Below are 23,865 nucleotides of genomic sequence, written 5' to 3'. Positions count from 1 at the left end.
AGAATCTCCGAAAACCCATGATCATCAGAGAGGATCATAACGCCATGCAACAATTAGGAATGGGACAGGCAGTGAATCAGGCCCTTAGAGAAGAAATGATCCGAGACGCCAGCGTATTCATTGCCGGCGAAGGCGTCGGAGTGGGGATAATGAACAATCCAATGCTTCCCACATTTGGTTTACTGAGGGATTTCGGCCCTGACAGGATAAAAGACACTCCGGTCTCAGAAGCGGCCATTGCTGGGCTCGCCGTCGGCGCTGCGGCGGTGGGGTTGAGACCGGTGGTCGAGATCATGTACAACCCTTTCTTTACCCTTGCCTCTGACATGATCGTAAATCATGCCGCTAAACTGAGGTATCTCTCCGGAGGGAAAACCTCTTTTCCTCTTGTCGTGCGCATGAAAAGTGGAGCGGGCTTTGGGGCTGGATGTCAGCACTCGCACAATCTTGAAGCCTGGGTAGCGCACTGTCCGGGACTCAAAGTTGTGATGCCCTCGACTCCGGCCGACGCCAAGGGGCTCCTCAAATCAGCCATTCGAGACGAGAACCCCGTCATTTTCATTGAAAATATGATGCTCTACTTCCAGCCCGGACCTGTCCCCGACGAAGAGTATCTTATCCCCATCGGGAAAGCGGATGTAAAACGGCAGGGAAGAGATGTCACCGTCGTCACATGGTCCAAGATGCTTGGTGTGGCCTTGAACGTTGCGACACAGCTTTCGCAGGAAGGGGTGGAGGTCGAAGTGGTGGATTTGCGCACCCTGACTCCTCTCGACAAAGAGACCATCCTTAATTCGGTACGAAAGACCGGCCGCCTCGTGGTGCTCCATGAAGCCACACGCACAGGAGGGTTCGCCGGTGAGATCTCCGCAATCGTTATGGAAGAAGCATTGTCGGATCTGAAATCTCCCTTGAGGCGGGTTACGGGACCGGATATTCCCGTTCCCTCCAGTCCGCCCCTGGAAGCCTTCTACATTCCAAATGAGGCAAGGTTGATATCCGCAATACGAGAGATCATTTAAGCCTTAACAAACTCTGTTCAAGTCAAGATGCATAAAGTCAGTTGGCTTCAAAATGAGGGTGTTGAACTTGAACACATCAGAAAAGCCAGATTGATTCATATGATTTTGAGTTGAACATTTAGTATATTTATGGGAACCATCTACCAACGAAAAAAGTCGGTTGGACACTTGACCGCATTGGCCAACAGGTTAAGCAACAATTTGCTGAGTAAACGGTTTCAGGAAGCTGGCGTCAACATGACGCCCGAGCAATGGGGAGCTCTCCTTGTTCTTTTCAATGGTGACGCCTTAACGCAGCAACAGCTCGGTGAGCAGCTTTAGCTTGAAAAATCCAGCGTGAGCCGTCTGGTGGGCGGACTTGAAAGACGCGGCTGGGTTGCCCGGACGAAGAACCCTGACGACGGCCGAAATAAACTTGTCACGTTGACGCCAAAGGCGCAGTCCGTGGCTGATCGTTGTGCGGACATCGCACGGGGTGTCCTTGAAATCGCGGAATGCGGCCTAAGCGATGAGGAACGCCTGGCCTGTCAGTCACTACTCATGCGAATTATCGCGAATCTGGAGTAACCCGTTGTGAACGGAAAAACGCGCAAAATAGTTGCATACGCAACTAGCGAGGAATAGAAACATGGAAGCTCCTCGTCCCATCCGCACCTCCTGTCGTGGTTGTCACGGCGTCTGTCAGGTCCTTGTCCACCTCGATGACGACGGCCGCCCCGTGAAGATTACGGGCGATCCCGACAGTCCGACCAGCAAGGGGTATATCTGCCCCAAAGGAGCTGCCGGCATCGAAATCGCCACCCACCCGGACAGGCTTCTCCAGCCGTTGCGTCGTGTCGGTCCGCGCGGCGGCGGGCGCTTCGAACGGATTTCGTGGGAGGAAGCGCTTGCGGTCATCGCCCGAAAGTTCGAGGCCGTACGCCGGGAATCGGGGCCGGAATACGTCGCCCTGTGCCAGGGAACGGGGAGACCCTATACGGAATTCACCGGACGTTTCGCCCACGCCTTCGGCTCGCCCAATTTCATTAGCCCCGGGCACAACTGCTTTTTGCCGCGCGTGATTTCCTCAGCCATCACCGTGGGCTGGATGCCCGTGGCCGACGTATACGGCCGGGGCGGCGTCTCGCCGCACTGCATGATGTTGTTCGGCTGCAACTCGCCGGAAACCGGTGCGAGCGACGGCATGTGCGGGGCGATGGTCAAACGCGCCTTGCATCGGGCGGAGCATGTCATCGTGGCCGACCCCAGGCGCACCGGAAGCGCCGCGAGGGCTACGATCCACCTACAGCTGCGTCCCGGTTCGGAATGCGCCCTGGCCCTGTCCATGCTGCATGTGATCATTGGCGAAAACCTGCACGACGCCGCCTTTGTCAAGGATTGGTGCGTCGGTTTCGAGGAACTGGCCGCGCATGTGCGCGCCTTTTCGCCGGAATGGGCCGCCCCCATCACACGCGTTTCGGCTGATTCCATTCGGAAGGCGGCCAGGACCTTGGCCCGGTCAAAGCCCGCCTGTATCCTCTGGGGCAACGGCATCGACACGAGCGTCAACGCCTTTCAGACGGGCCGGACAGTGCTTTTGCTCCTCGCCGTAACCGGCAATCTCGACGTACCGGGCGGCATGGTGCATTGGGTCGCTCCCGAGGGACTGCGCAGCAAATCGCCTCTTGAAAACCACGATGTCCTGGGGGAGCAGTTCCTCAGCCCGGAGCAGAAGGCGCGTATGATCGGGGCCGGACGCTTTCCGTTCGCCCCGGGCTGCCACCAACCGACCTTCTGGGATGCCTGTCACTCGGGAGCGCCCTATCGGCCGCGCGTCGTGTGGCTTATCGGCGCCAACCCCATGCTCACCGCCACCAGGGGGGACATCATCGAGGAGGCCCTGCGCGATCACATCGAGTTCACAATCGTCTCGGACTTCTTCATGACGCCTGCCGCCGAGTTGGCGGACATCATTCTGCCTGCCGCGCATTGGCTGGAACAGGATGATGTCGTCAACTTCCACAAAATATGGTGTGTCCTGCCTCGGCGGAAAGTTATGCAGATGGGCGAGACTCGCGACGACAGGGTTGTGCTGCTCGATCTCGCCCATCGACTGGGGCTGTCAGAGGCGTTTCCTTGGTCTGACTGGATGACCTACTTGAATTGGCTGCTTGAGCCCTCGGGCATGTCTTTCCCGGAATTTGCTGAAAGAGGCATCGTTCTTGGCGACATGCGCTACCGCAAGTATGAAACCGAGGGTTTTCACACGCCCAGCGGGCGGGTGGAGCTGGTGAGCTCCATCATGGCCAAGGCCGGGCGGCCGCCCTTGCCCGTGTATGTCGAGCCGCCGCTTTCGCCCGTCTCCACCCCGGAGCTGGCCGCGACCTATCCGCTTATCCTCATGACCGGATGCAAGACGTTGCCCTATTTTCATTCCGAAGGGCATCAGATCAAGAGCCTGAAAAAGTTGCGAGCCCGGCCCCGCGTGGCCGTGCATCCAGATACGCTCGCCGCGCTAGGCCTTGCCGACGGCGCACACGTCAGGGTCGTCACGCCCCACGGTCAGGCAACATTTTTTACAAAAGCCGATACCGGTATGTTGCCGGACGTGGTCAATGCGGACCATGCTTGGTGGTATCCGGAGCGCCCAGGGCCGGGACACGGCTGGCGGGAGAGTTGCGCCAACCTTCTGTTTAGCCATGAGCACTTCGATCCGGATTGCGGCGCAGAACCGCTCAAATGCGCCCTTTGCCGTATCGAGGAGGTTGCGTCATAGTGACCGTCATCTTCCCGTGAGCCTTGGCGGGTTTCGAAACGCAAAGTATGCGTTCGCCACGGGTGGAGGACGTCCGGGGGCGTGGCTGTCGCCGTATGGACGCAATGAAACAGAGGTCGTTGTATGAAGTTTGAACAAGCGCTTGAAATCGCTCGAGCCAGGGGAGAAGAAGTCACCCCCACCGTATGCGGCATGTGTGGTCCCGGCGGTCCCGGGGGCGGCTGCGGTGTTTATGCGTTCAGTAAAAACGGCCGGTTTGTTCGAGTGGCTGGGATGGATGAATCTCCTAATAACCGTGGAGCGTTGTGTGCAAAGGCGCATGCCGCGCCGCAGTGGGTTCACTCGCCTGATCGACTCATCACACCGTTGCGGCGTACCGGTAATAAAGGTGAAGGAAAATTCGAAGTCATCTCTTGGAATACTGCCATAGAGTGCATTGCTGAAAAGCTGCTTCAACAAAAAGTGCGGTTTGGACCAGAGTCTTTGGCGATATTGGCCCCGGCCAAGCGATCTTACAACGAGTATCTTCAGCGTTTCCTTGTTGCGCATGGGAGTCCGAACTACGGGCATAGTGGCATCTGCGCCTTGCAACGGGCCTTTTCTTTCATGCACACTGTCGCCGATTGGCCGACTTCTGACTACAAAAATAGTGACTATATAATATACTGGGGGCGTCAGCCGATTTATTCTGGGCCGGTTGGACCTGCCGCACGGGAGTTGATCGCCGCCAAGAAGCGGGGCGCACGCATCGTAAGCATCAAGCCGTCCATGGAGCCTGATGCTGGCATGGCGGATGTCTGGCTGCCGATCCGGCCGGGAACGGATGCGGCTTTGGCGTTATCCATGTTACATGTAGTGATCAAGGATGATCTTGTTGATCACGATTTTATTCAGAAATGGTGTTACGGCTTTGAAGAGCTCTCAGAGCATATCAAGCAGTATACCCCGTGCTGGGCAGAAAGCATCACTGGAATACAGGCTGCACAGATCGAAATGGTGGCTCGTGAGTACGCCACCTGTCCAAGAGCGCTGATAGACACGGGAAATGGATTAGAGCATGCCCCTTCGGCATGCGACGCTATTCGTGCTGTGGCTATGCTCATGGCCATTACTGGGCATTTGGACCGCCCGGGTGCAAATCTGCTAAAATTGCCACCCAAAAAAAGTCCTAAAGACATCACCCTTCGCGAACGCTATACGCCAGAGCTCTTGAACAAGCTGGTTGGGCCGGAATTTCCCGTGCCATTCCAGCCATTCATGGAAGGGGCGACTTCAGCCTATTATCGCATATGTGAGAGCGCCCTCACTGGAAAGCCCTATCGCATCCGGAGTATCATCGCTCCCGGGACTCAGCCTCTCCCGAGCACCCGTGGTACTAAAACCGTGCTGGCCGCATTAGAAAAAGTGGATTTCTTTGTCGTTGTGGATGTTGCCCGCACGGCTGAAACGCCTTGGGCGGACATCGTCATGCCTGTGGCCACAAGCTATGAGACCGATCATCCTTTTCAGTTGACCCCGGGTTGGTTGATGGCCACAAACCGGGTAATCCCTTCTGTAGGGGGGCAGAAGTCCATTATTGAGTTCTTTTTGGATCTGGGCGTGGCTATGGGGTATGGCGAGGATTTCTGGCGTGGTGACATTGTTCGTTGCATGGACGATCAATTGAAGCCGATGGGGCTAGCCATGGAAACGCTTCGCCAGAACCCGACTGGGCTGCGATTCCCTCTTGCTGCACCAGAATATGAAAAATACGAGAGAGTCTTTCAACGCCCGAGTTTTCGCTTGGATAAAGGACCGTTTTTGCCACAGGGGAAAGTTGCTTTATACAATACACTATTTCAAGAGGCTGGATACGCCCCCATGCCTATATGGAGAGAGCCGCCAGAAAGTCTTTCCGCCACACCTGAATTGACTGGGTCATATCCGCTGTTGCTTTCTGATTATCACACATCAAAAAATTATAATGCATCATGGCTCAGGAATGTCCCGTTGCTTCGGGAGATACAACCAGATCCGTTGTTGCATATTCATTGTGATGCTGCAAATGCCAGAAATATAAAAAATGGAGATTGGGTAAAGGTGACATCGCCTCATGGATGGATTCGGGCCAGAGCTGAAATTTACCCTGGTATTCGTCCCGATACAGTGATGTTGCTTCACGGTTGGTGGCAAGGCTGCCGCGAATTGGGCATGGAGGACTATCCTTTGGCTGATGGCGGCGCAAATGTGAATGTGCTGTACAGTGTCGATCCAAATACTGCCTATGATCCTTTGATAACAGCGATGACCAGCCAAACCTTGGTTGAGGTGGAGCGATGCGAGAAGCCGTGATGAATGCTTACGGGAAAGAGTATTTGATCAGCTTCGATCCTGATAGCTGTATTCAATGCCATGGTTGCGAAACGGCGTGCAAGACATGGCGAAATTTACCCTTTGGTGTGAATTATCGTCGTGTTTTCAGTCTTTGGGAGGGCAGGTATCCGGAAATCAGAAGTTCGAGCCTTTCCCTGGCCTGTCTGCATTGCGTTGATCCGGCCTGTTTGAAAATCTGTCCGGAAAAAGCCATCTTAAAAAGGATCTCGGATGGACTGGTTCTTGTCGACGCCAGTCTTTGCATAGGATGTAAGGCGTGCGCTAAAGCATGTCCTTTTGGTGTTCCTCAGTTCGGGTGGGATAACCTTATGGAAAAATGCGATATGTGCTTCAGTAATCCTTCGCCCAACGGTGTCCCCCCTTGTGTAGCGACATGTCCAGGAAACGCTTTGTCTTTGAAAGAAGTTACACAAGATGCCAAAAAAATGTATGAATCAAAAACTAACTATACCATAGGAAAGGCTAGCGTAGCAACTGAAACACATAACCCCTTGTGTCTGGCAAAACAATAAATATTACTCACTCAGGGCATGAAATATCTAGCACCATGCCGTGCGGAAGTGATGCCAGGTCAGGATCTTTGTCCGGTCATCGCTTGTAAACTGCTAAATATTAAGTGTTCCCAGTAATAAACGTCTCCTCAAACTCCTTGTACGACTTCCCAGGCTTTGCTTTATTCCAAGGCTTGGCGGTGTCGTGCTTGTGACGACTGATGACGGGAATGGTGTATGCCTTTCAGGAGGAGATTTTTGTGACTAGTCCATCATCATACCCGCTCAAAAAACATTTTCAAACGAATCTGTCATGTTACCATTCAAGATTGCCGAGCTTTTCCTTTTGCGGTGAACCTGCCGGTGAACCGGGGAAATTTGTTCACCGTGTATGATTAATGACTTGAGTCTGCCTGCAGAGAGCCACGGGGCGGTTTTACAAACCAAATAACGATAGCAAAAACGAGCATGAGAATTGCAGCGTATGCGTAAAATCTATTGGTGGCGAGCATGACCGCCTGCCTGGAGAGCAACTGTGAGAAAAGAGATAATACAGCATCCTTTGGTACCCCTGCGGGGGCACTAATGAAATTTGTATGAGCAATCCCGACCAATTCCTCATGGTTTATCTTGGCGGAGTTCTCCCAGTACGTTTGGCATAGTGAGCTCCCAACGGCCATCGACATGACGCGTAGAAAATTTTGGAGACTGGTGCCGTTGGCTATTTTTTCAGGAGGCAGATCAGACACTCCGAGGGAGGTTAGGGTTATGAGGCAGGCGGGCGTGCCTGCGCCCACTATGAGCATAGGCAAGGCTATGGATTTGAAATCAACCTGAGTGGTAAATTGTGCACGCATAAAGAAAGAGATGGCCAGCACACCTAGGCCATAGGTGACAATGAGTCTTGGATCCATCCGAGGGAGCAGACGGCCAATTAACGGGGAGGAGGCAACCGCAAGCAATCCCATAGGTGCGGTAGCCAAGCCGGCCCATAGCGCTGTGTACCCCATCTGTTGTTGCAGCCAAAGAGGGGTGAGGATGACGTTTCCAAAGTATAATCCGAACATCAGGCAAAGCGTAACGGTTGAAAGTAGCCAATTGCGTGACATGAACACCGACAGATCGATTGCCGGGTTCTCATCTGTTGCCTCCCAAACAATTAAAAAAATTAATGAAATTAAAGATATTAAAAAGCAATATATAATGAAGTTCGATTCAAACCAGTCGAGTTCACGGCCTTTGTCTAACATAAATTGGAACGCTGTAACGAATATCGTGAGAAGGGTTACGCCAACTGCATCGATTTTTGCTTCGCGCGGTGCTGTTTCCCTCTTGTGTAACAACCACCATACGACAAAAGCAATAGGAGTTCCAAAAATGATGTTAATATAAAATATAATGGGCCATTCCAATGAGTCACAAATCCAGCCCCCGAGTATAGGACCTATTATGGGGGCCACCACGGTAGTCATGCCCCATATGGCAACGGCTGCAGACGATTTTTCCCTTGGAAATATAGAAATCAATAGAACAATAGAAAGCGGGATGAGCGGTCCGCCCGCTATGCCTTGTAATATTCTGAAAATAATTAACATGTTTAGAGACGTTGATAGGCCGCAACATATTGAGAAGAAAGTGAATAGCAATAGTGAGGTCAAGAAAACGCGAACTTGGCCAAATCGCAGCATAAGCCAACCTGTGAGGGGGATCATTATGGCTTCAGCGACAGCATAGAAGGTGATGACCAACGTCCCTTCACTTGTGGAAACTCCCATGTTTCCGGCAATAGTTGGTATAGAGACATTGGTGATTGTTGTATCCAACACCACTACGAAGTTGGCCATGGAGAGAAAAAGGGCACCGAGGGCAAGCTTCAACCCGGACAGTGGAGGCTGTTTTTCAACGCTCATTGAGCACTACCTATTGGAGGGGCTGCATCGGCAATTGGCTTTGGTTGTGAAGACAAATCTACGGTGACATGCATTGACATCCCTACTCGTAGCGGATGTCGTTCCAGTTGCGCTGGATCAAGTTGGATTCTGACAGGCAAGCGTTGAACCACTTTGATCCAGTTTCCCGTAGCCTCTTGAGCAGGGATGGCGGCAAACGCTGAGCCGCTTCCCCCCGAAAAACCGACAACCCGGCCTGTGTATAAGACCTCGGGACCATAGAGGTCTGAATGTACCGAAGCGCTCTGTCCGACTCGGACGCGATTAAGTTGGGTTTCCTTAAAATTTGCGTCTACATACACGTTTTGAATTGGCACGATTGTCATCAGATGCATACCTGGCTGAACATATTGACCTACTTCGACATCCCGTTTTGATACCACGCCTGCGACAGGCGAGCGTATCACAGTTCTTTCGATGTCCAAGCGGGCTTTGGCTAGAGTGGCTTGAGCTGCGAGGATATCAGGGTGCGTGTTAATCGTCGTGCCCTCAATTAACGTTTTATTGGCTGCGCGAGCTCCCAGGGATTCAGCACTTACCCCCTTGGCTGCAGCAATTTGAGCCGTTGCCTGCGCAACGGCAGCACTAGCCTTTTGTCTGATGGTTTCAGTGTTGTTAAGCTCCTCAGTAGAAATAGCTCCTGCTTGGATGAGTCTTTCACGACGGTTCACGTCCAATTCGGCTTTCATCAAATCCGCCTTTGCGCGCTGAAGATCCGCAAGGGCACTTTTTACTGATGAGGTCGTGGCGTTTACCCTGCCCGTTAGAGTCTCATCGTTGGCGAACAACTGTCGGACTCTTTGTTTGGCTGCGGCCAATCCTGCTTCAGTCTGCATTAAAGAAATTTGCATGTCCGCGTCATCAAGCCGCACCAACACATCACCCGCATGCACAAATTGTGTTTCAATAATGGGGACGGACTTCACTGGACCAGCGATCAGGGGGGTGATTTCAAAAAGCTCTACGGCCGTATAAGCATTGTCCGTCGAGACAATGTCCGCCCTGAAAAAGGTTGTCCACCCCAACCAGAGAAGACCCGCCATACAGACTCCTAGAGCCAATTGGACCAGCAATCGCTTTCGCTTCTTACCAACTGGGGGCTCTGGCGACTGCTTGTCTTCTTTGGTTTTAGTTCTCATACAAAGTCCTCGTAATTATAGAATGTTGTAGATTGTTGCAGTGGTGCAAAGAATTGATTGTTTTTATGGTAAGAATTCGCTTTAATTTCCAATATTGTTGCGTAAAATAATAAAATGTTGTGTGTTTCTGCGTAAAGGAGCAATTATGTTGTGTTTATCGCTTCTAGCGATATGAAGTAAACAAAAGGTATCTTTTTTACCGCAGTGCTATGATTTCTATTTTAAATAGTATTCTTATCTAGTTGTGACATTAGCATGAAAACAATTATGCTTTTTCGTTTTTCAATATATTTGTAAAATGAATCGTCATCCTGCTTGAGGAAAATGGCCTCAATGGCAGGTCTGGCCAAGAATGGGAATACGCATAGGCCGATCATTGTGATCATGAACTGTGATACATCAGCATCCGTATCGAATTGTAATAAATCCTTTTTGATTTGTTTCTGCATACGAACAGAAAACAGCCACTTTTTACGGAAACACGGGACTACGAGCTTAGGATTTTTGTTGAGTTCGTTAGTTATGAAGTTTGGAAGATGCTTATTCTGCATGAGCATGTCCATATATGCCGATATGAAGCGTTCAAGCCTGTTCTGAAACGAACAATCGTCGAACATGATGTTTTCAAATTCCGGTAAAAATGTGTCAAAAAGGTCGTCGAATACCGCCCTAAATAATTTCTGCTTGCTTCTAAAATAGTAATGGAGGGAAGTTCGGCTGATTTTTGCTGATGTTGCGATATCCTGCATCGAAGCGCCGTCCATTCCTTTTTGAACGAATACACGCTTGGCGGCTTCAAAAATTCGTTTTTCTACATCTGTTTGTTTTTCTTCGTGATTCATTGGATCACCTTGCGTTTGTCTGTCATGATTGACAGGTATGTCAGACCTGTTAGTCAAAACGTCTAAGCCTTGTCAAGATATGGTCTATGGTTCAGACAAATGAATTATGCCAAAGCACCGTTGGCAACCCTTTGGCTGACTGACCAAAACCTCACCACCTGCGCAACCCCAGCCGCCAACTCACCGTTGGCAGCCCCATCCCTGAAAGCCACAATTCCTTTGGCGGAAGCCAAAAAGACACATTGGCAACCGTTGGCTGGCTCGCCAAAGCTTAATAATTTCAAAATGCTGCTGGTATGGCATTCAAGAGGTCGTCGGTTCAATTCCGTCCAGCTCCACCAAAGACCTCAAGGGGTTATCCAAGAAATTGGGTAACCCCTCCTTTTTTTTACATTGGCTGCCTCCGCCAACACTTTTGTTGGCGCTCCCGGACTGGACTGACAGGACTCAAGCTTGAGTAAACCATTTTGAGCAGACACGGATGAATATCTGCGGGAGTACCCATGCCAAATGAGTTGATAAGCTATCTCCCCCTACTGTCTTCTATCGTCAGCCTATTTACGGCCATAGCCGTTGCATTTATTGGTGTTAACAACTCAAAACGTGTCGAGTCTTCAAAGATAAAGGCATCGTATATAAATTATGCAATTCAAAAACTTATGGATGTATATATATAGTATGACCCGCTCGTCAATGTAAATGATATAGATCGAGATTCGTATATACGGCGGTTGGAGCAAAAGTTTCACGAATGCAGGGCGATGATCATCAAAGTTTCTCCTTTGATTGATTCACATATTTTAGAACCGCTACGTGAGCTTGAGATTCAGCAGTGTTGCATCGTTAAAGGTGAGTGCAATGCAAAGCTTGCAGGCAAAGATCCTGATCCGATAAATGCTGACTATTATCTTGCAATACTTAGCAAGTATATTGATTTAGGCCGAGACATTATATTGTCACAGATTACATCGCTTCGGCATCAGCTTGAAGAGGCCATTTAAGAGTTTCTGTTTCAGATTTGTTGGCGCTCCCGGACACCGAAGTCTCGGTGAAGCAGCATTCCCCTGTATGAGCATCCAGAAGACGGCCCCTTGAGGAAAATTCAAGAGGTCGTTTTTTGTTGTGCTTTTTCGCTGTGTTGGAAAAAGTAATTCGCAACAAGCCGCAGCGAAGACGGAGCAAAAAGATGATGGCCTCTTGAGGGATTTTCAAGCGGTGGTGGTTTGGGTGCTCTTCGATGTCCCCCCAGGGGAAAAGAAATTTGCTCCTGGTGAGGAGGCGGACTTGCCGGAGGGGGAACAGGAGCGGTCCTGGAGATGACTTCTTGATGAAAAATCAAGGGGATGTGTGGTGGGTTGTCTTCACCTACTCCTGATGTGCCTGCTGCGGTTTGGACAAATGGACATTCCGAGTGCATCCCTGAGAAAAATTGTGGGCCGGTGCAGGACTGGGCAGGACTGGAGCTGACGAAGTGTATCCTCGGGTGCTGAAAAGGAGCGGGCTGGACCACTGCTGGCGCAGGGCCGGGTTCCTTCTCCCTGACCGCCCTGAATGAACCCTGACGCGAGTGCTGACGGAAGGGCAGACGGAGCGAGTCACAGGGGGTGGGATTTCCCCCTGCCTAGGTGTTCTCCTGGGGCTTCTCCGGTCCTCCTCCTGGCCTAGTCCCGGACCTGCCCCAATTTTCCACAAAACAGGGCCTTCCTGGGACTTTTCTGGGGTGCTGGGGATTGGTCTCCCCGCTGCTGGGGAACTTCCAGGAGGGGGTGTTTTTGGAGGAATGTACGTTTTTGCAGGGGGTTGAGGAGAGGTTGGTGGGTGCGTTTGGGTAGGCTTTAAGTTCGCTTCGTCGTGTCGGCTGGCCCAAATGTCACTCTGGAATGAAGCATTTTGATGTTATTATGCTGAAATTAAATGAGTTTTATTGAGGTGACGTTTGTGACGTTTGGTTTAGTCAGTTTTGGGCCGTTCATGATATGCTGAAGGTGACGCAGGATTGGTGCGGTGGGGGCCTGGCGCAGGGTCGGGTTCCTTCTCCCCGATTGCCCTGAATGTGCCCTGATGCGGGTGATGACGGAAGGGCAGACGGAGCGAGTCACAGGGGGTGTTGGATTTTCCCCTGCCCTGGTGGTCTGCTGGGCCTTCTCCGGTCTTCTGCAACTCCACCCTGCCGAGCAAACGTAGTGTTCCTACAGGGCGGAGCCTGTTTGTTGACGCATGGCGCTATGTTTTTATTTAGCCTCTATTTCTTGCTCGGTCAGAGGTCATTGCGGTGACATGTGTTCGCCGAGAGACAACCAACCTACTATCAGTGATGCTCTCTCAAGCCTTTGCTGAATGATTTTGTCTTTACATTGTAATAGACTTGATATTTAAATTCTCCATCTGTTCCATAGTAATTCAAATATACAAAATCAGAGTTTCGTCTGACCCCTGACTTGTCAATGAAAAAAAGCAAATACATCTCCTGCAGTTTGTTTTCGTTTCCTTGAGCTTCTACTGTCTTCGCTCTTGTCCGTACATACTCGCAGTCAAATGAGAAGTCATATTCTGGGAACTTTTCCTTAAGCATGCGCATGTGTTCGACGTCTTCCGGCTGTGGAGTAGGACAGCAAGAACGAGCGAAGAGTAATGCGGCAACAAACATAACTAAGAGAACAATAAGAGTATGCTTAGCAGCAACACCTATAAAACGTATTATACTCACTGCGTATCCATTGTTTGTTATATGTGAAGCGCGCTGTTTCTCCGCATGGATGACTACAACTCCACCCTGCCGGATAAAGGTATTGTTCCGACAGGGCAGAGCCGATTTGTCGGCGTGTGGCGCTATGGTTGTTTCTGGGCCTCTATTTCTTGCTCGGCCTTTTGGATGCCGACTTCGTTAGCGACCAAGTCGTCAGTCGAAAACGCCCAGGGCCTTTCGCCGCTATAGCGTGCTGGCAAATCGAAAATGTCATGCCAAAAAAATCCCTGCACCTCGTTGGCTAAACCTGCCAGCCGGGTCCAGTTAGGGCCGTACTCCTTGGTGAGCAGGTAACTCACCGTGGCGTGGCGTGCATCCGAGTCTTTATGTTCCCCCGCAACCTTCTGCCCCCATGAGCGGAGCTCTTTGGCTCTTTGGTAGAACTCGATCGGGTGCAATATCGGATGAATTCCATCTTTATCAGGATTCTGTTTTGATGTCCAACCAACAGGCGGAGGTAAAAACGAAAATTCCTTCGGCTTTGTCGAATTTTGCTCTCCAGTTGCCGGGGGCATGGTGTGGTTCTGTCCTCCGGCGGCTCCGAGTCCTCCTTGTCCCGCCGAACTGAATTGCGCCAATTGGGTCTTTGGCGTGCTGTCGGCCATATTGTTGTCCGCCATATAATTGTAGGCTACCGCAATGGGGTTGACGCCCCCGTTATTGGTCTCCATACGTTGCTCCTTGGGTTGCAGTGTTGTCGAGTTTGACTCGAAAATGTCTCCCGCTAGGGATTCACGCCTAACAGGTCCAAGTAGCGCACGAAGTCGTCGTCCGTGGCTTCACCTCGCTGGATGAGCGCCTTGAGATCACGCAACTTCGCCTGACGGTGAGTCTCTTCAGCGCTGTGCGCGCCTTTGCCTTTATGCGTCGTGCGCTTCTTGCGATTGTGATGGAGGGAGTTCTCCACGATTTCAGCGGCCAGACGTAGTTCCTTATAGAAAGCGAGGAAGGACGGGCTGTGACTGGCCAATCTGGGCATAACTAAAGACCGAAAGCTCTCGGAAAGTTGGCTCACATAATGGCGCATCACGTCCATGGTGCGCTCATAGAGCGGATCATGGGCGCTCAGACCGTGCACAACGGCATGATAGCCGGCGCGCTTACGCCGGTGGTGGGCTTGCTGAGCTTTTTGGGCGAGGGCTTGGGCCACAAGGGAATGCACCGCTTGGGCGCTCTGCCACAGGAAACGGTCGTGATCGTCTTGCGGCTCGGGACCGTAGTCGAACAGCCACTCCTCATGGCTCGGGGCGTCCACGTCGTCGATGGCGTAGGCGGCGTCGGGGTGGAGCGAAATCAGTTTGACGATATCGCCATAGGGGGCGAACCTGAGATTTTCCACAGGGATGTCGTATGGGAAGCCTTGGCCCAGGAAGTCATCCTCTGCCCGCATATGGGGCGGGATGGATGTTTCATGCGAGTAAGACATGGAGAGAGTCTCCTGCTGGGGGACCGGCTCGAAACCGGAATAGCGGGAGAATATGCAACTGGAAAAATTTTTCAGCCCATATAGGGCTATATGGGAAGAAATTTAAAAATAATTTGTAACGCCACGTGGAGCCAATCAAAAAAGATCACCTCCTCCTTTTCAAGAGGAGTTTTCAGATCAAGTCGAGACTCACTTAGCTAAACCACAGGCGCAGCCCCCTGCGCATACGGTTTCCCCATCCCGACCTCTGGAGGAGCCTATGCCTGACAGCCCGACCCCCAATATCATCTTCAGCTACACGCGCGCAGACGCATTGGCTGACGGCGTTCTGATCGACATCACCCCAAGTGCAAGAAATTACGGCTTCAAGCTGCCCTTCGCCATCTCGGATGCGCTCTACCATGGGTATGTGGTGCCGTCAGAGGACCTGGAAGCGTTGGGGCAGTCTCTGGAGGGACGTCTCCATGACCTTCTGACCCTGGCAAACATCGCCGCCAGAAGAAGTATGGGGGAAGACAGGGTCTACTTCAAGGTCGCGTTTCTCATGCGTCCAGCGAAGACGGAGACGGTCCAGGTCGTCCTTCACGTCGGACCTGGCGATTCCGGTGAACCAGTGTTGACCCTCTGCCTGCCGGAGGACCTGTGATGGCACCCTCCGCCCCTGATGACGCGCATGTCCCGGATCGCCTGGATCAGCTGGATACGCTTCTGGCCCGCTTCCGTCCCATCGAGCACCTCTTTCAGATGATGGGTGCTGTCGGGGATGCCGGCGACGGTGCTGAACTGATCAGGGGATGCTCTGAGATCGGACTGAACCTGACCCGGAACTTTCGAGAGGAACTGGAGAGGATTTTCGGAAGGGACGGTGGAGGTGCAGAAGCGGAGCGATTGGAGTAGCTCCAGTAGTGGTCGTTTACCTCCTCCATCACTTCGCGAGCAAGACCCTGGCCATGGTCAGGATGGCTCGTACCTGCTCTTCTGACGCACCGGCAAGCAACTGCTCCAGCTCCTTCCGGGCCTGCTCCTTCGTCAAACCGACGTCGCCCAGGTCGAAAAGGACGGTTCTCCCCTTGACTAACAGTAACATATTTGTTATCTAGGGCCGTGGAATGGGAAATATTCTATTATAGTGATTTGTTACAGGAGGAGATTCTGGCGATGCCAGTCACCCTCCAGGCTCGTTATCTGCATCTTACGGCACGGATGCGAGTATTCGGCGCTGATCTAGGGTTGCCGCATACCAGGGCGATGGGAGACGGTCTTTTCGAACTTCGTTTGAAAGGTGCTGAAGGAATTGCCAGAGTTTTCTATTGCACTCTTGTCGGGAAGAAAATTGTTATGCTTCACCACTTTATTAAAAAGTCCGATAAGACTCCCAAGCGGGAGATTCTGGTCGCAATAAAACGAATGCAGGAGGTAAAAGCATGTTAACCCATGAGGAACTTGCAAAAAAAATGCTTGCAAACCCTGCGGTCAAGGAAGCCTACGATGCCATGGCTCCAGAGTTTGCTCTCTTGGATGAGCTTCTGCGGGCAAGAAAAGAAGCTGGCCTCAGTCAGGCCCAGGTGGCTGCCTTGATGGGAACGAAAGCACCGTCCATTGCCCGTTTGGAATCTTCTTTGTCAAGTGGGAAGCATTCACCCTCCGTGTCGACATTGAGGAAGTATGCGAAGGCGGTGGGCAAGGAACTTGTTATTCAATTAAAATAGTAAGTTACCTGTTTGGATCGGTTCAAATACGCGGGAAACCGCGCTTTTAAACTCCCCTTTTCGAGGTCAACCCTATTGATAGGTTGCTTGCGGACCTCCTGCCGGGTCACGACCACCGAATGCGGGAGCTTGAGCGAACGAAAGCCCTTTTCCGTTTCATCGGGGCAAACAATATAGTCAACAATGTTAATGAGTTGACAATACATGTTCCTGCACAATCTTGCCACCTGAGCGCCACCTGCTGTCGGAGATGACGAAGGGCGGCCACTTTCCACCCGAGAGGGAGTGTCTGCCCCAGGCATCCTCCTCCTGAAATCCAGTCAGTTCCCTCGCCTGCTCCGTTCTTGTTGAAGGCCCGGTGATTTTCCTGACCCTTTCCAGGGTGCGCTTCCCCATCGAGTCAGCCGCAGGTATTGTTGCGCATTCTTTAGTATCTATTATTCAAATACTATTCAGTAAATCTCATTTTTTCATCATGAATTTCTTCTTCTTGCCTTCACCAGCACGTCAACACCATTGTGATATGAGAGGGGGGGCCAAAGGCACCCCCCCAAATATATAAGGGCGTTTTGACTTTGACTTTCCAATAAAATCAACTAGTTATCAAAGACAAACCCATTTTGACTTTGACTTTGAAATTCTGCGATAAGATATTGAAATTATTTGAAATTGAAAGTCAAAATGAAATTTGACGTCAAATGACTTTGCTGACTTACCCAAAATTTGACGTAAAAAAACAAAATTTTGTCTTTAAAATGTATATCGTTTGCTTTTCGACCCTGCAATAGAAGATTCCTTGATTTCTCCCGCCTTGATTGCCTGGTCAACGTAGTTGTTGGCGGTCCCATCGATGATTGTTTCTCCAGAGTTCATGCTCGAATATACTTTTATGACTTCCGCTTTTAAGTCCTTCTTGGAACTAGCCGTTCCTCCAAGGTTTTGCAGAGCTATGAGTACGTACTGTATATTCGTCGTCTGAGCCTTGCTCCCGACTTTTTTAAACCGAAGATAATCCAGCTCCAGCGTAACCTTCTCCTGGATCATGAAGTTTCGCGCTTTATTATGCTGGAGACTGTATTGCTTGCTCTGTTTATGAAGACTCAACTCCCACGTGTTCGGAGACCAGTCGCCTATGGCGCTTGCTCCACGACCGCCTCCAGCACCACTGTCCGTGGCAAACTTCCCATGATGATGGATCAGAAGCGGCGAAACATGAACCTCTTCAGCAAGAAGGGAAACTTGATCAAGGAGTTTTCGCATTTGATCGTTTGAATTCTCATCAAGGTTATGGAAGCTGATCAGGGGGTCAATGATCAGGATGTCAGCCTCATGAAGGGCAACCTTTTCCTTGATAATGTCCCGGAAGCTCTCCCGCATCATGTCGCCAACGGACCGGATGTCCCGGTTGACGCCGAGAAAGAAGATGCCCTCGCGCAAAACCGCATCCGGGATCGAATAGGCGGAGCGAATGGTCGAAAACCGCTTCTTCATCCCGATAAACGTGTTCTCGGACTGGACGAAAAGGACCTTGTGGGGGCCTTCTTTGACTTTGAAGGCATTCAGGAAGCCAGTTGCCGGAGGGAAAATCAGGTCCATGGCGATTTGCAGGGTCATAATCGACTTGCCCGCACCACCAGGGCCGGTGATCAAGAGCGGTTCGGCTTTCGGCCAAAAGTTCTCGATGAGAAACTCGAAATCGGAAGTTGAATTGATCACCTCGATGGCGTTGAAAGTCTCGTACCGGAACTTCCTTGCCTGGGAATCATCCTCGTCGGAAGGACGGGCAGACGACTTGGAGTTGTCAAAAGCCGTTGCGATGTGGTCTTTGGCCTTACCGATTTCACGCTCCAACCATTCGGCTCCCGCTTCCCGCGCTTTCTCACCAATCGGATACGTGGCGTAAATCTGCTTGACTGTTGCCTCATCCACCTTGGCGCTGAGCAGTCCCACCAGGACCGTCATGGATGGTTCCGACCGTTGTCCCTTCGGGAAGGCCGTGGTGATCATCTTCTTGATCTTTTCGGACACGGGCAGGGTGGCAAGGGCCTGAACGGATTGTGCGGAAGCGGCTGAATCAGTCTCGATAGGCGACAATGGGGTCGTACCTGGGGGCATGGGCGTGTCCTTGGTGGTCTCGGGAGCCACTGAATCGGCAGGGGAGTCCGGATGAGTCGTCTTGGTGAGAGTGTAATTCCGGAGCCATTCCGGGGCTACCGCCAGAGCAAGCGTTTCACCCTGGAGAGTATAGGGTCTGCGTGTCTCCGGATGGAGCGAACCAGGACAAAGGACTTGTCCTCCCGTGCCCCGGATGTCGAACACTCCCTTGACGGAACGGCACCCGTAGCGCTGTCCGTCATCAGGATAGCTGAAATAGAAGTGATACCGCTCTCCCTCGCCTCCGGTTTTCACCTTCAGGGTTTCCGGGAGAATAGCTGGAAAGCCTTGATCGACCAGCCATTCCCAAAACTTCTCCATGTCATCGACATCCAGGACCAATAGGCCACTGGCTGGACCACAGGCTATCCCCGCACGCTCGGGAGCGAACTCGGAAGAGATGAAGGGGCGCTTGGTTTCACACCACTTGTTCCAGTTGGCTTCCAGGGGACGCTTGAACTCCCGAGCCGATTGACCTGGAGCCGGGAAACCTCCGACCAACGGAATCAGGGAAAGCGACTTGGCCAGGAATTCAAAGATCTCCAGCCGAGCCGTGTCGCTGATTTGGTCAGAGCGCTGGATCAAGCGGATAGCGTCATCCGTGGTGATTGACATGGTTTTTTCTTAACCGAAGTCGAACATCAGGTCGAGAAAACGACACCGCCCGAGAGGGAGCGTTCGAGAAAACGTGCAGGCAAGTGCATTTGTTCATGATCATCAAGCTATGCAACTTCCAAATGGAGCAGGCAAGCCTGGCACTGCTTCTTTGCTACATCTCCACCATCAGCCTGACCCAGGCCTTTACCGTGTCACGAAACACGCGCCAGTGACTGCATCTCATAGAAATTGCATCAGATTTTGCTTTTCTGCTTCACCTCCGCCTTGCCCCTTCTCCCGGTTGTCGCTGGAGCGCCGAAGGTCACGAAGGTAACGAAGATAAAATTTTTTATATATTATATATAATTATTTATGTAAATATTTAAGAAACAATAAGGTAATCATCTTCGTTATCTTCGGCACATTCGGTTGCAGCAGCAGTACGAAGTCAAGTGACTATGAAGTAAATCTACTGCATTCCAGTTGAATTAAAGCTTGAGCCTGTGTCACGACGATGCGGGAGAAAGGGGCAGGCGAGGTGAAAGAAAAAGCGGAGTTCCAAGGAAACGCAATTTTCTTTGAAGAATATCTGTAGCAAATTGCTTCTGGTTGGATGCTCCAGCAACAAAGCTAAAGGAAAGCAGCTAGGTTCCCTGTCATACCAGTTGTTGGCCAATGATGTTGCCACTGTACGTAAAGACTGTTGACGCTATTGCTCCAATCCTGCCCCGAAAGGGAAGCCACTTTCACGGGATTTGTACAGATATCTACCTGAAACTCTTATCGTAATGAAGTTTCAGACGATTCCTGGCCATGGGCGCCTTGAACGTCGACCGATCCCAGTCTCGTTGGAGTACGAGCGTTGCTTCTGTTTGAAGCAGAAAGGACAAAAAATACAGTTTTTTCGGGACAATCCCAAGCGCCGTTCTCATCGAGCGTGACGGACCCGAGAAACACCAGCCGGGCAGGAGCGATCCGTCCGGTGAAGTGGTTGCGTCCGAGGAGGCGGCCCGTCTCTCCCAAACGGGAGTCAGGCAGAGGTGGCGCGGCAGAAGAGCGAGAAGCATGGCCCTTCGAAGCTCATGGAGCACATTCCATCCCCAAAGGGGTGCTGCCGTACGCGATTAGGCGCGGGACGTCTCTGAATGGATCGGTCATCAGACCAAGGGAAACCTGGCGTCGTTTCACAAACGAGCTTGAGGACTCGCACGACTCCAGGCGGCTGCGTTTTCGTAAGGAAAACACCGGGATGCTTTCGGATCAGAACAAGCCAAAAGACACAATTTTTCCGGTTTCGGCCGGGACCCCTTCGACAGGCACGGGTATAGTTGCCTGCAATCCTTAGGACTTTTTGTCCTTAACAACGCAAACATCACGTTCACCCGGTATCGCCGGATGCGGGAAAACCGCCTGTCCGGTGGTGATGCGGGGCTTCGGATCGGTGACGGTCCACTCTACCGCTCCCGGTGGGTCTTGTTTCCAGGCTTGGGACAGGGCTGACCGGGAAGAATCGTCGACACTTCATTACGAAACAAGGGTTCATCGACAACGATGGCCCTTTTTCTTTGGTATTCGAGCTAATAATCGAATATTTTCAGCATGATTTGCGCTTTTTCATGGATTTTGAAGGCAAAAACGCGGTGAACAGCGTATTTCGAGCCTGTTTTGTCGCCTTTCCAGCCCGGATCAGGGTCTGCCCCTGGACTCCTTCCCCCAAATTTCGCTCCTCCTGAGCTTTACTCCCCCGGTCAAGGCGTTGGGACCCAAAACCGCTTCCAACCCCTGGAAGGGGCCTTTCCGTTCCAAAGACCGTTTTCGTTTGCGCATCGCCAACGGATTCTTCTGTGACGCGACCAACGTTCAGCCAAAACCAATGGTTTTGAACGCATTCAATGCAATTTTGGAAAATTTATACAGATATAATAGAAATATAAGCCAACAACAAAAGGAGAATTTCCATGGCGAAGAAGCAACTCCCAGACGGAGAAGCTCCCAAGAGGTTCGAATCGAAGTACAACCCCACGGTGCTCAAGCAACTCATCAGTGAGAAGCTGAACGCCTCCCAGATCATGGAACGCATGAACATCAAGCACAAGCAGGTGCTCAAGCAGTACATTCTGCGGTTGTGCAGCGAGGAGAAGATCTACCACGACGTCGACGGACTCTACACAAAGTCCACGTCGCGTCCGCGAGTGAACTCCAAGGGACAGCTGGTGTTGAACATGGAAAATTTGCTCCCGGAGCACATGGAAGTGCTGCCCGGAAACGAATTCTCCGTCACCTTCGAAGATGACAAGCTCATTCTGACGAAGGTGTGACGCTGAATGTGGGAAAAGCCGCTCTCAGCAAGAGAAAGGCTTTTTCATTCACTGCGGATCGCAAATCGCGTCCAGAAGGAAAGTACGTTCTTGGTAAGAAACGTACATTGGAAAATTCATGGAAGATAAAGAAATTCAAGAAGATACCTGGAAAACAGGGGAAATCCCGCCGGGAGACCGGTTTTGAAAACACGATTTCCCGGCGTTTTACACAGAAAACCCAGATTCCAGGAGGTGTTGCGCATGAAGGTCGGCCCTTTCACCGACATGAAGCACGTGAAGGCCATCAAGAAGGTTCTCGCGGATCGACCGCGTGACCGCCTGCTGTTCATCCTGGGCGTCAACTCGGGTCTGCGGGTGCAGGACATCCTGGCCCTGAAGGTCAGGGACGTCTCGTCCGTCAAGGTCGGGGGTCGTATCCCGATCATCGAGAAGAAGACGGGCAAGGAGAACGTCCTGATGATGAATTCGGAAATCAAGGCCGCGTTGGACATCTACCTGTCCGCGACGAAGCCGAAGGAGGAGCACTATCTCTTCAAGTCCCGCAAGGGCAAGAACTATCCGATCACCACCTATGCTGTGACCATGATGGTCAAGCGGTGGGCGCTCGAGATCAACGTCAAGGGCAACTATGGAGCGCACTCTTTGCGCAAGACCTGGTGCTACATCCAGCGCAAGCAGTACGGCGTGAGCTGGGAGATACTCTCGCGGCGGTTGAATCATTCCAGCCCGAGCGTCACCAGGCGCTATCTTGGAATCCAGGCCGAGGAAGTCGAGGAGATTCTCCTTCACACGGTATAATCCTGTAACAGGGGCATCCGCCCCTTTTTTGTGCGCAGTGAAATACTCTCAGAAAAATTATGAGGAAAATATCATGAAATTAGTCAAGTCAGGCAAGACATCGGTCAATGTTGAAAAAATGTTGCATGAAATCAACGCGGAAAAGCACATCGAAGTTTGGATGAGCGTGGGAGAAGAAGGTGAATGTCCGCTGTCCGATGAAGAACCCGGAAACATTGCAGAGGTTCTACGCACTCTCGGTAAGCTGACGGTCAATATCTACGCGAATATCGACTAGCTTGAACACGGGGGCGGCTCATGCGGTCGCCCCTTTGCTTTGCAATAGATGCAAAAAACAAAACATATGGAGGAAATGGACATGAGCGTTTACCAACGTGATGGCCGGTACATGGTCTACTACAAGGAAGACGGGAAACGTCGCGACAAGTCCTTTGGCAGAGGGGAAACGGCTCGTCAGCAAGCGGAAGCGTTTGACCAGGCAGTGCGACAGGCCAAGGAGCAGGGAGCAACCCTCCCCGATCCAAGCGGATTCATTGTGGAATCGTCCGGTCAGCAACAGCAGTCTGAAGAGGATTCCGGAGAGAATTCGGAAGACCCCGGCCCGGCACCACGACGTGTGAAGGACAGGGGAGGCGGGATCACTTTCGGAGAGCTGTCGAAACTCTACCTTAACCACCTGCGGGTCTCCGGTCGGACGGACAAACACATCGTCACGGTCGCGGGCCTGCTCAAAAACCTCTTCTTCGACGTGCTGGGCCGGGACGCTCCGGTCGAGAGCATGACCTACCTGGACGACGTGGTGCCCTTCATCCGCCACATGCAGGGTGTGAGCGAGCACACGCGCAAGCCGCGCTCCCAGACCTCGGTGAATCGCTACTGCGACTACGTGGACGCCATCTTCAACTTCGGAGTGGAGATGGGCCTGACCACGGTGAATCCCATGAAAGGGCGCAAGAAGGCCAGGGAGCAGCCCAGAGACGTCAGAATCGGCATCGAGGACGTGAAGCGGATCATGGAGGCAGCCGAGCCCCATGTGCGCTGGGCCATGGAGGTCTGTTTCAACCTGGGAACGAGACCGGGCAGGTCGGAGCTCCTGTCGCTTCGTTGGGACCATGTGGACTTCACGAAGAGCATGGTTCGAATCTACGCGACCAAGACGAAGACCTTTCGGTCGGTCCCTGTGACGGCTGCCTTCCTGGATCGGTTGCGGGAGATGAAGGCGCAGAGCCAGTCTTCCTACCTGATCGAGTACCGGGGCAAGCCGGTGACCTCGATCCGCAAGTCGTTTCATACCGCCTGCGATCTGGCCGGCATCAAGGTGCCGGTGCGGATGTATGACCTCAGACATCTCTTCGCGACGACCATGCTCAGCAATGGTGCTGACCTGGCGGCTGTTTCGAAGCTGATGGGACACTCGACCGTGAAGATGACGGCTGATGTCTACTATCATTACCTCGAAGGTGAGAAGGAACGGGCCGTGAGCAAGCTGCCAAGTTTGGTAGCCGTGTAAACCTATAACAGGGGCGGGAGTCTTATGGAAAGA

Annotated in this window: 21 protein-coding genes and 1 pseudogene; 14 read left to right on the top strand and 8 right to left on the bottom strand. The window is 51.9% G+C overall.

Annotation, left to right across the window (positions count from 1 at the left end; all coding sequences use genetic code 11):
* The first annotated feature begins 17 nt into the window (after positions 1-17).
* The 5 genes and pseudogenes from ACYQ01_RS11355 to ACYQ01_RS11335 all read left to right on the top strand — a co-directional run bounded on the left by ACYQ01_RS11355 (position 18) and on the right by ACYQ01_RS11335 (position 6,662).
* Positions 18-1,022 (top strand): alpha-ketoacid dehydrogenase subunit beta, encoded by a 1,005-nt coding sequence (locus ACYQ01_RS11355; protein WP_459933985.1) that lies wholly within the window; start codon positions 18-20, stop codon positions 1,020-1,022.
* Positions 1,023-1,355: 333 nt separating this feature from the next.
* Positions 1,356-1,589 (top strand): annotated as a pseudogene (locus ACYQ01_RS11350) (MarR family winged helix-turn-helix transcriptional regulator); the annotation flags it as partial.
* Positions 1,590-1,650: 61 nt separating this feature from the next.
* Positions 1,651-3,777 carry a molybdopterin-containing oxidoreductase family protein gene (locus ACYQ01_RS11345; RefSeq protein ID WP_459933984.1) on the top strand — a complete coding sequence of 709 codons (2,127 nt, stop codon included), beginning with the start codon at positions 1,651-1,653 and terminating at the stop codon, positions 3,775-3,777.
* Positions 3,778-3,900: 123 nt separating this feature from the next.
* On the top strand, positions 3,901-6,108 hold the full coding sequence (locus ACYQ01_RS11340) for a molybdopterin-containing oxidoreductase family protein (protein ID WP_459933983.1): 2,208 nt from the start codon (positions 3,901-3,903) through the stop codon (positions 6,106-6,108).
* A complete protein-coding gene (locus ACYQ01_RS11335) occupies positions 6,093-6,662 on the top strand; it encodes a 4Fe-4S dicluster domain-containing protein (RefSeq protein ID WP_459933982.1) in 570 nt (189 codons plus the stop codon). The genes ACYQ01_RS11340 and ACYQ01_RS11335 overlap by 16 nt, the downstream gene beginning before the upstream one ends.
* Before the next feature lie 374 nt (positions 6,663-7,036).
* On the opposite strand, the gene ACYQ01_RS11330 is transcribed toward ACYQ01_RS11335, so the two are convergent.
* The 3 genes from ACYQ01_RS11330 to ACYQ01_RS11320 form a co-directional block, all read right to left on the bottom strand.
* Entirely contained in the window at positions 7,037-8,551 is a 1,515-nt protein-coding gene (locus tag ACYQ01_RS11330) for a DHA2 family efflux MFS transporter permease subunit (RefSeq protein ID WP_459933981.1), read from the bottom strand.
* Positions 8,548-9,633, bottom strand: a complete 1,086-nt coding sequence (locus ACYQ01_RS11325; RefSeq protein WP_459933980.1) for an HlyD family secretion protein — start codon at positions 9,631-9,633, stop codon at positions 8,548-8,550. The genes ACYQ01_RS11330 and ACYQ01_RS11325 overlap by 4 nt, the downstream gene beginning before the upstream one ends.
* Positions 9,634-9,950: 317 nt before the next feature.
* Positions 9,951-10,571 (bottom strand): TetR/AcrR family transcriptional regulator, encoded by a 621-nt coding sequence (locus tag ACYQ01_RS11320; RefSeq protein WP_459933979.1) that lies wholly within the window; start codon positions 10,569-10,571, stop codon positions 9,951-9,953.
* A 761-nt stretch (positions 10,572-11,332) separates the two neighbouring features.
* Between ACYQ01_RS11320 and ACYQ01_RS11315 the strand changes: the two genes are divergently transcribed.
* The gene (locus ACYQ01_RS11315) at positions 11,333-11,572 is read left to right on the top strand and encodes a hypothetical protein (RefSeq protein ID WP_459933978.1); all 240 of its coding nucleotides are present in this window, start codon (positions 11,333-11,335) and stop codon (positions 11,570-11,572) included.
* A gap of 1,307 nt (positions 11,573-12,879) precedes the next feature.
* On the opposite strand, the gene ACYQ01_RS11310 is transcribed toward ACYQ01_RS11315, so the two are convergent.
* From ACYQ01_RS11310 to ACYQ01_RS11300, 3 genes are all read right to left on the bottom strand, one after another.
* Positions 12,880-13,278, bottom strand: a complete 399-nt coding sequence (locus ACYQ01_RS11310; RefSeq protein ID WP_459933977.1) for a hypothetical protein — start codon at positions 13,276-13,278, stop codon at positions 12,880-12,882.
* A gap of 122 nt (positions 13,279-13,400) precedes the next feature.
* On the bottom strand, positions 13,401-13,988 hold the full coding sequence (locus ACYQ01_RS11305; protein WP_459933976.1) for a hypothetical protein: 588 nt from the start codon (positions 13,986-13,988) through the stop codon (positions 13,401-13,403).
* A 53-nt stretch (positions 13,989-14,041) separates the two neighbouring features.
* Positions 14,042-14,743 carry a hypothetical protein gene (locus ACYQ01_RS11300; protein WP_459933975.1) on the bottom strand — a complete coding sequence of 234 codons (702 nt, stop codon included), beginning with the start codon at positions 14,741-14,743 and terminating at the stop codon, positions 14,042-14,044.
* A 259-nt stretch (positions 14,744-15,002) separates the two neighbouring features.
* On the opposite strand from ACYQ01_RS11300, the gene ACYQ01_RS11295 reads away from it, so the two are divergent.
* Both ACYQ01_RS11295 and ACYQ01_RS11290 read left to right on the top strand, forming a co-directional pair.
* Positions 15,003-15,389, top strand: a complete 387-nt coding sequence (locus ACYQ01_RS11295; protein WP_459933974.1) for a DUF6573 family protein — start codon at positions 15,003-15,005, stop codon at positions 15,387-15,389.
* Positions 15,386-15,640: a hypothetical protein gene (locus ACYQ01_RS11290; protein ID WP_459933866.1), complete on the top strand. Its 255-nt coding sequence runs from the start codon at positions 15,386-15,388 to the stop codon at positions 15,638-15,640. The genes ACYQ01_RS11295 and ACYQ01_RS11290 overlap by 4 nt, the downstream gene beginning before the upstream one ends.
* Before the next feature lie 28 nt (positions 15,641-15,668).
* Here the strand turns inward: ACYQ01_RS11290 and ACYQ01_RS11285 are convergent, their stop codons facing one another.
* Complete coding sequence (locus ACYQ01_RS11285) at positions 15,669-15,830, bottom strand: hypothetical protein (protein ID WP_459933865.1); 162 nt, start codon at positions 15,828-15,830, stop codon at positions 15,669-15,671.
* A gap of 17 nt (positions 15,831-15,847) precedes the next feature.
* Here ACYQ01_RS11285 and ACYQ01_RS11280 point away from each other — a divergent pair, with 17 nt between their 5' ends.
* On the top strand, positions 15,848-16,174 hold the full coding sequence (locus tag ACYQ01_RS11280) for a type II toxin-antitoxin system RelE/ParE family toxin (RefSeq protein WP_459933864.1): 327 nt from the start codon (positions 15,848-15,850) through the stop codon (positions 16,172-16,174).
* On the top strand, positions 16,168-16,452 hold the full coding sequence (locus ACYQ01_RS11275; protein ID WP_459933973.1) for a helix-turn-helix domain-containing protein: 285 nt from the start codon (positions 16,168-16,170) through the stop codon (positions 16,450-16,452). Before ACYQ01_RS11280 ends, ACYQ01_RS11275 begins: the two co-directional genes overlap by 7 nt.
* Before the next feature lie 750 nt (positions 16,453-17,202).
* Here ACYQ01_RS11275 and ACYQ01_RS11270 read toward each other — a convergent pair.
* Complete coding sequence (locus ACYQ01_RS11270; protein WP_459933972.1) at positions 17,203-19,221, bottom strand: AAA family ATPase; 2,019 nt, start codon at positions 19,219-19,221, stop codon at positions 17,203-17,205.
* A 1,940-nt stretch (positions 19,222-21,161) separates the two neighbouring features.
* On the opposite strand from ACYQ01_RS11270, the gene ACYQ01_RS11265 reads away from it, so the two are divergent.
* From ACYQ01_RS11265 to ACYQ01_RS11250, 4 genes are all read left to right on the top strand, one after another.
* The gene (locus tag ACYQ01_RS11265; RefSeq protein ID WP_459933971.1) at positions 21,162-21,521 is read left to right on the top strand and encodes a hypothetical protein; all 360 of its coding nucleotides are present in this window, start codon (positions 21,162-21,164) and stop codon (positions 21,519-21,521) included.
* Between the two features lie 243 nt (positions 21,522-21,764).
* On the top strand, positions 21,765-22,322 hold the full coding sequence (locus tag ACYQ01_RS11260) for a tyrosine-type recombinase/integrase (RefSeq protein WP_459933970.1): 558 nt from the start codon (positions 21,765-21,767) through the stop codon (positions 22,320-22,322).
* A gap of 73 nt (positions 22,323-22,395) precedes the next feature.
* Positions 22,396-22,599 (top strand): hypothetical protein, encoded by a 204-nt coding sequence (locus ACYQ01_RS11255; protein ID WP_459933969.1) that lies wholly within the window; start codon positions 22,396-22,398, stop codon positions 22,597-22,599.
* An 81-nt stretch (positions 22,600-22,680) separates the two neighbouring features.
* The gene (locus ACYQ01_RS11250) at positions 22,681-23,832 is read left to right on the top strand and encodes a tyrosine-type recombinase/integrase (RefSeq protein ID WP_459933968.1); all 1,152 of its coding nucleotides are present in this window, start codon (positions 22,681-22,683) and stop codon (positions 23,830-23,832) included.
* Positions 23,833-23,865 lie beyond the last annotated feature (33 nt).

This window comes from Fundidesulfovibrio butyratiphilus, from assembly GCF_054657235.1.
This window is presented reverse-complemented; position numbering and strand designations above follow the sequence as displayed.

Bases quoted from the DNA above. Each gene is read 5' to 3' on its own strand.
- ACYQ01_RS11270 (WP_459933972.1), bottom strand. From the start codon at position 19,221: ATGTCAATCACCACGGATGACGCTATCCGCTTGATCCAGCGCTCTGAC.
- ACYQ01_RS11325 (WP_459933980.1), bottom strand. From the start codon at position 9,633: ATGGCGGGTCTTCTCTGGTTGGGGTGGACAACCTTTTTCAGGGCGGAC.
- ACYQ01_RS11255 (WP_459933969.1), top strand. From the start codon at position 22,396: ATGAAATTAGTCAAGTCAGGCAAGACATCGGTCAATGTTGAAAAAATG.
- ACYQ01_RS11330 (WP_459933981.1), bottom strand. From the start codon at position 8,551: ATGAGCGTTGAAAAACAGCCTCCACTGTCCGGGTTGAAGCTTGCCCTC.
- ACYQ01_RS11260 (WP_459933970.1), top strand. From the start codon at position 21,765: ATGAAGGTCGGCCCTTTCACCGACATGAAGCACGTGAAGGCCATCAAG.
- ACYQ01_RS11300 (WP_459933975.1), bottom strand. From the start codon at position 14,743: ATGTCTTACTCGCATGAAACATCCATCCCGCCCCATATGCGGGCAGAG.
- ACYQ01_RS11345 (WP_459933984.1), top strand. From the start codon at position 1,651: ATGGAAGCTCCTCGTCCCATCCGCACCTCCTGTCGTGGTTGTCACGGC.
- ACYQ01_RS11340 (WP_459933983.1), top strand. From the start codon at position 3,901: ATGAAGTTTGAACAAGCGCTTGAAATCGCTCGAGCCAGGGGAGAAGAA.
- ACYQ01_RS11285 (WP_459933865.1), bottom strand. From the start codon at position 15,830: ATGTTACTGTTAGTCAAGGGGAGAACCGTCCTTTTCGACCTGGGCGAC.
- ACYQ01_RS11250 (WP_459933968.1), top strand. From the start codon at position 22,681: ATGAGCGTTTACCAACGTGATGGCCGGTACATGGTCTACTACAAGGAA.
- ACYQ01_RS11265 (WP_459933971.1), top strand. From the start codon at position 21,162: ATGGCGAAGAAGCAACTCCCAGACGGAGAAGCTCCCAAGAGGTTCGAA.
- ACYQ01_RS11320 (WP_459933979.1), bottom strand. From the start codon at position 10,571: ATGAATCACGAAGAAAAACAAACAGATGTAGAAAAACGAATTTTTGAA.
- ACYQ01_RS11335 (WP_459933982.1), top strand. From the start codon at position 6,093: ATGCGAGAAGCCGTGATGAATGCTTACGGGAAAGAGTATTTGATCAGC.
- ACYQ01_RS11295 (WP_459933974.1), top strand. From the start codon at position 15,003: ATGCCTGACAGCCCGACCCCCAATATCATCTTCAGCTACACGCGCGCA.
- ACYQ01_RS11305 (WP_459933976.1), bottom strand. From the start codon at position 13,988: ATGGAGACCAATAACGGGGGCGTCAACCCCATTGCGGTAGCCTACAAT.
- ACYQ01_RS11275 (WP_459933973.1), top strand. From the start codon at position 16,168: ATGTTAACCCATGAGGAACTTGCAAAAAAAATGCTTGCAAACCCTGCG.
- ACYQ01_RS11315 (WP_459933978.1), top strand. From the start codon at position 11,333: ATGATCATCAAAGTTTCTCCTTTGATTGATTCACATATTTTAGAACCG.
- ACYQ01_RS11355 (WP_459933985.1), top strand. From the start codon at position 18: ATGATCATCAGAGAGGATCATAACGCCATGCAACAATTAGGAATGGGA.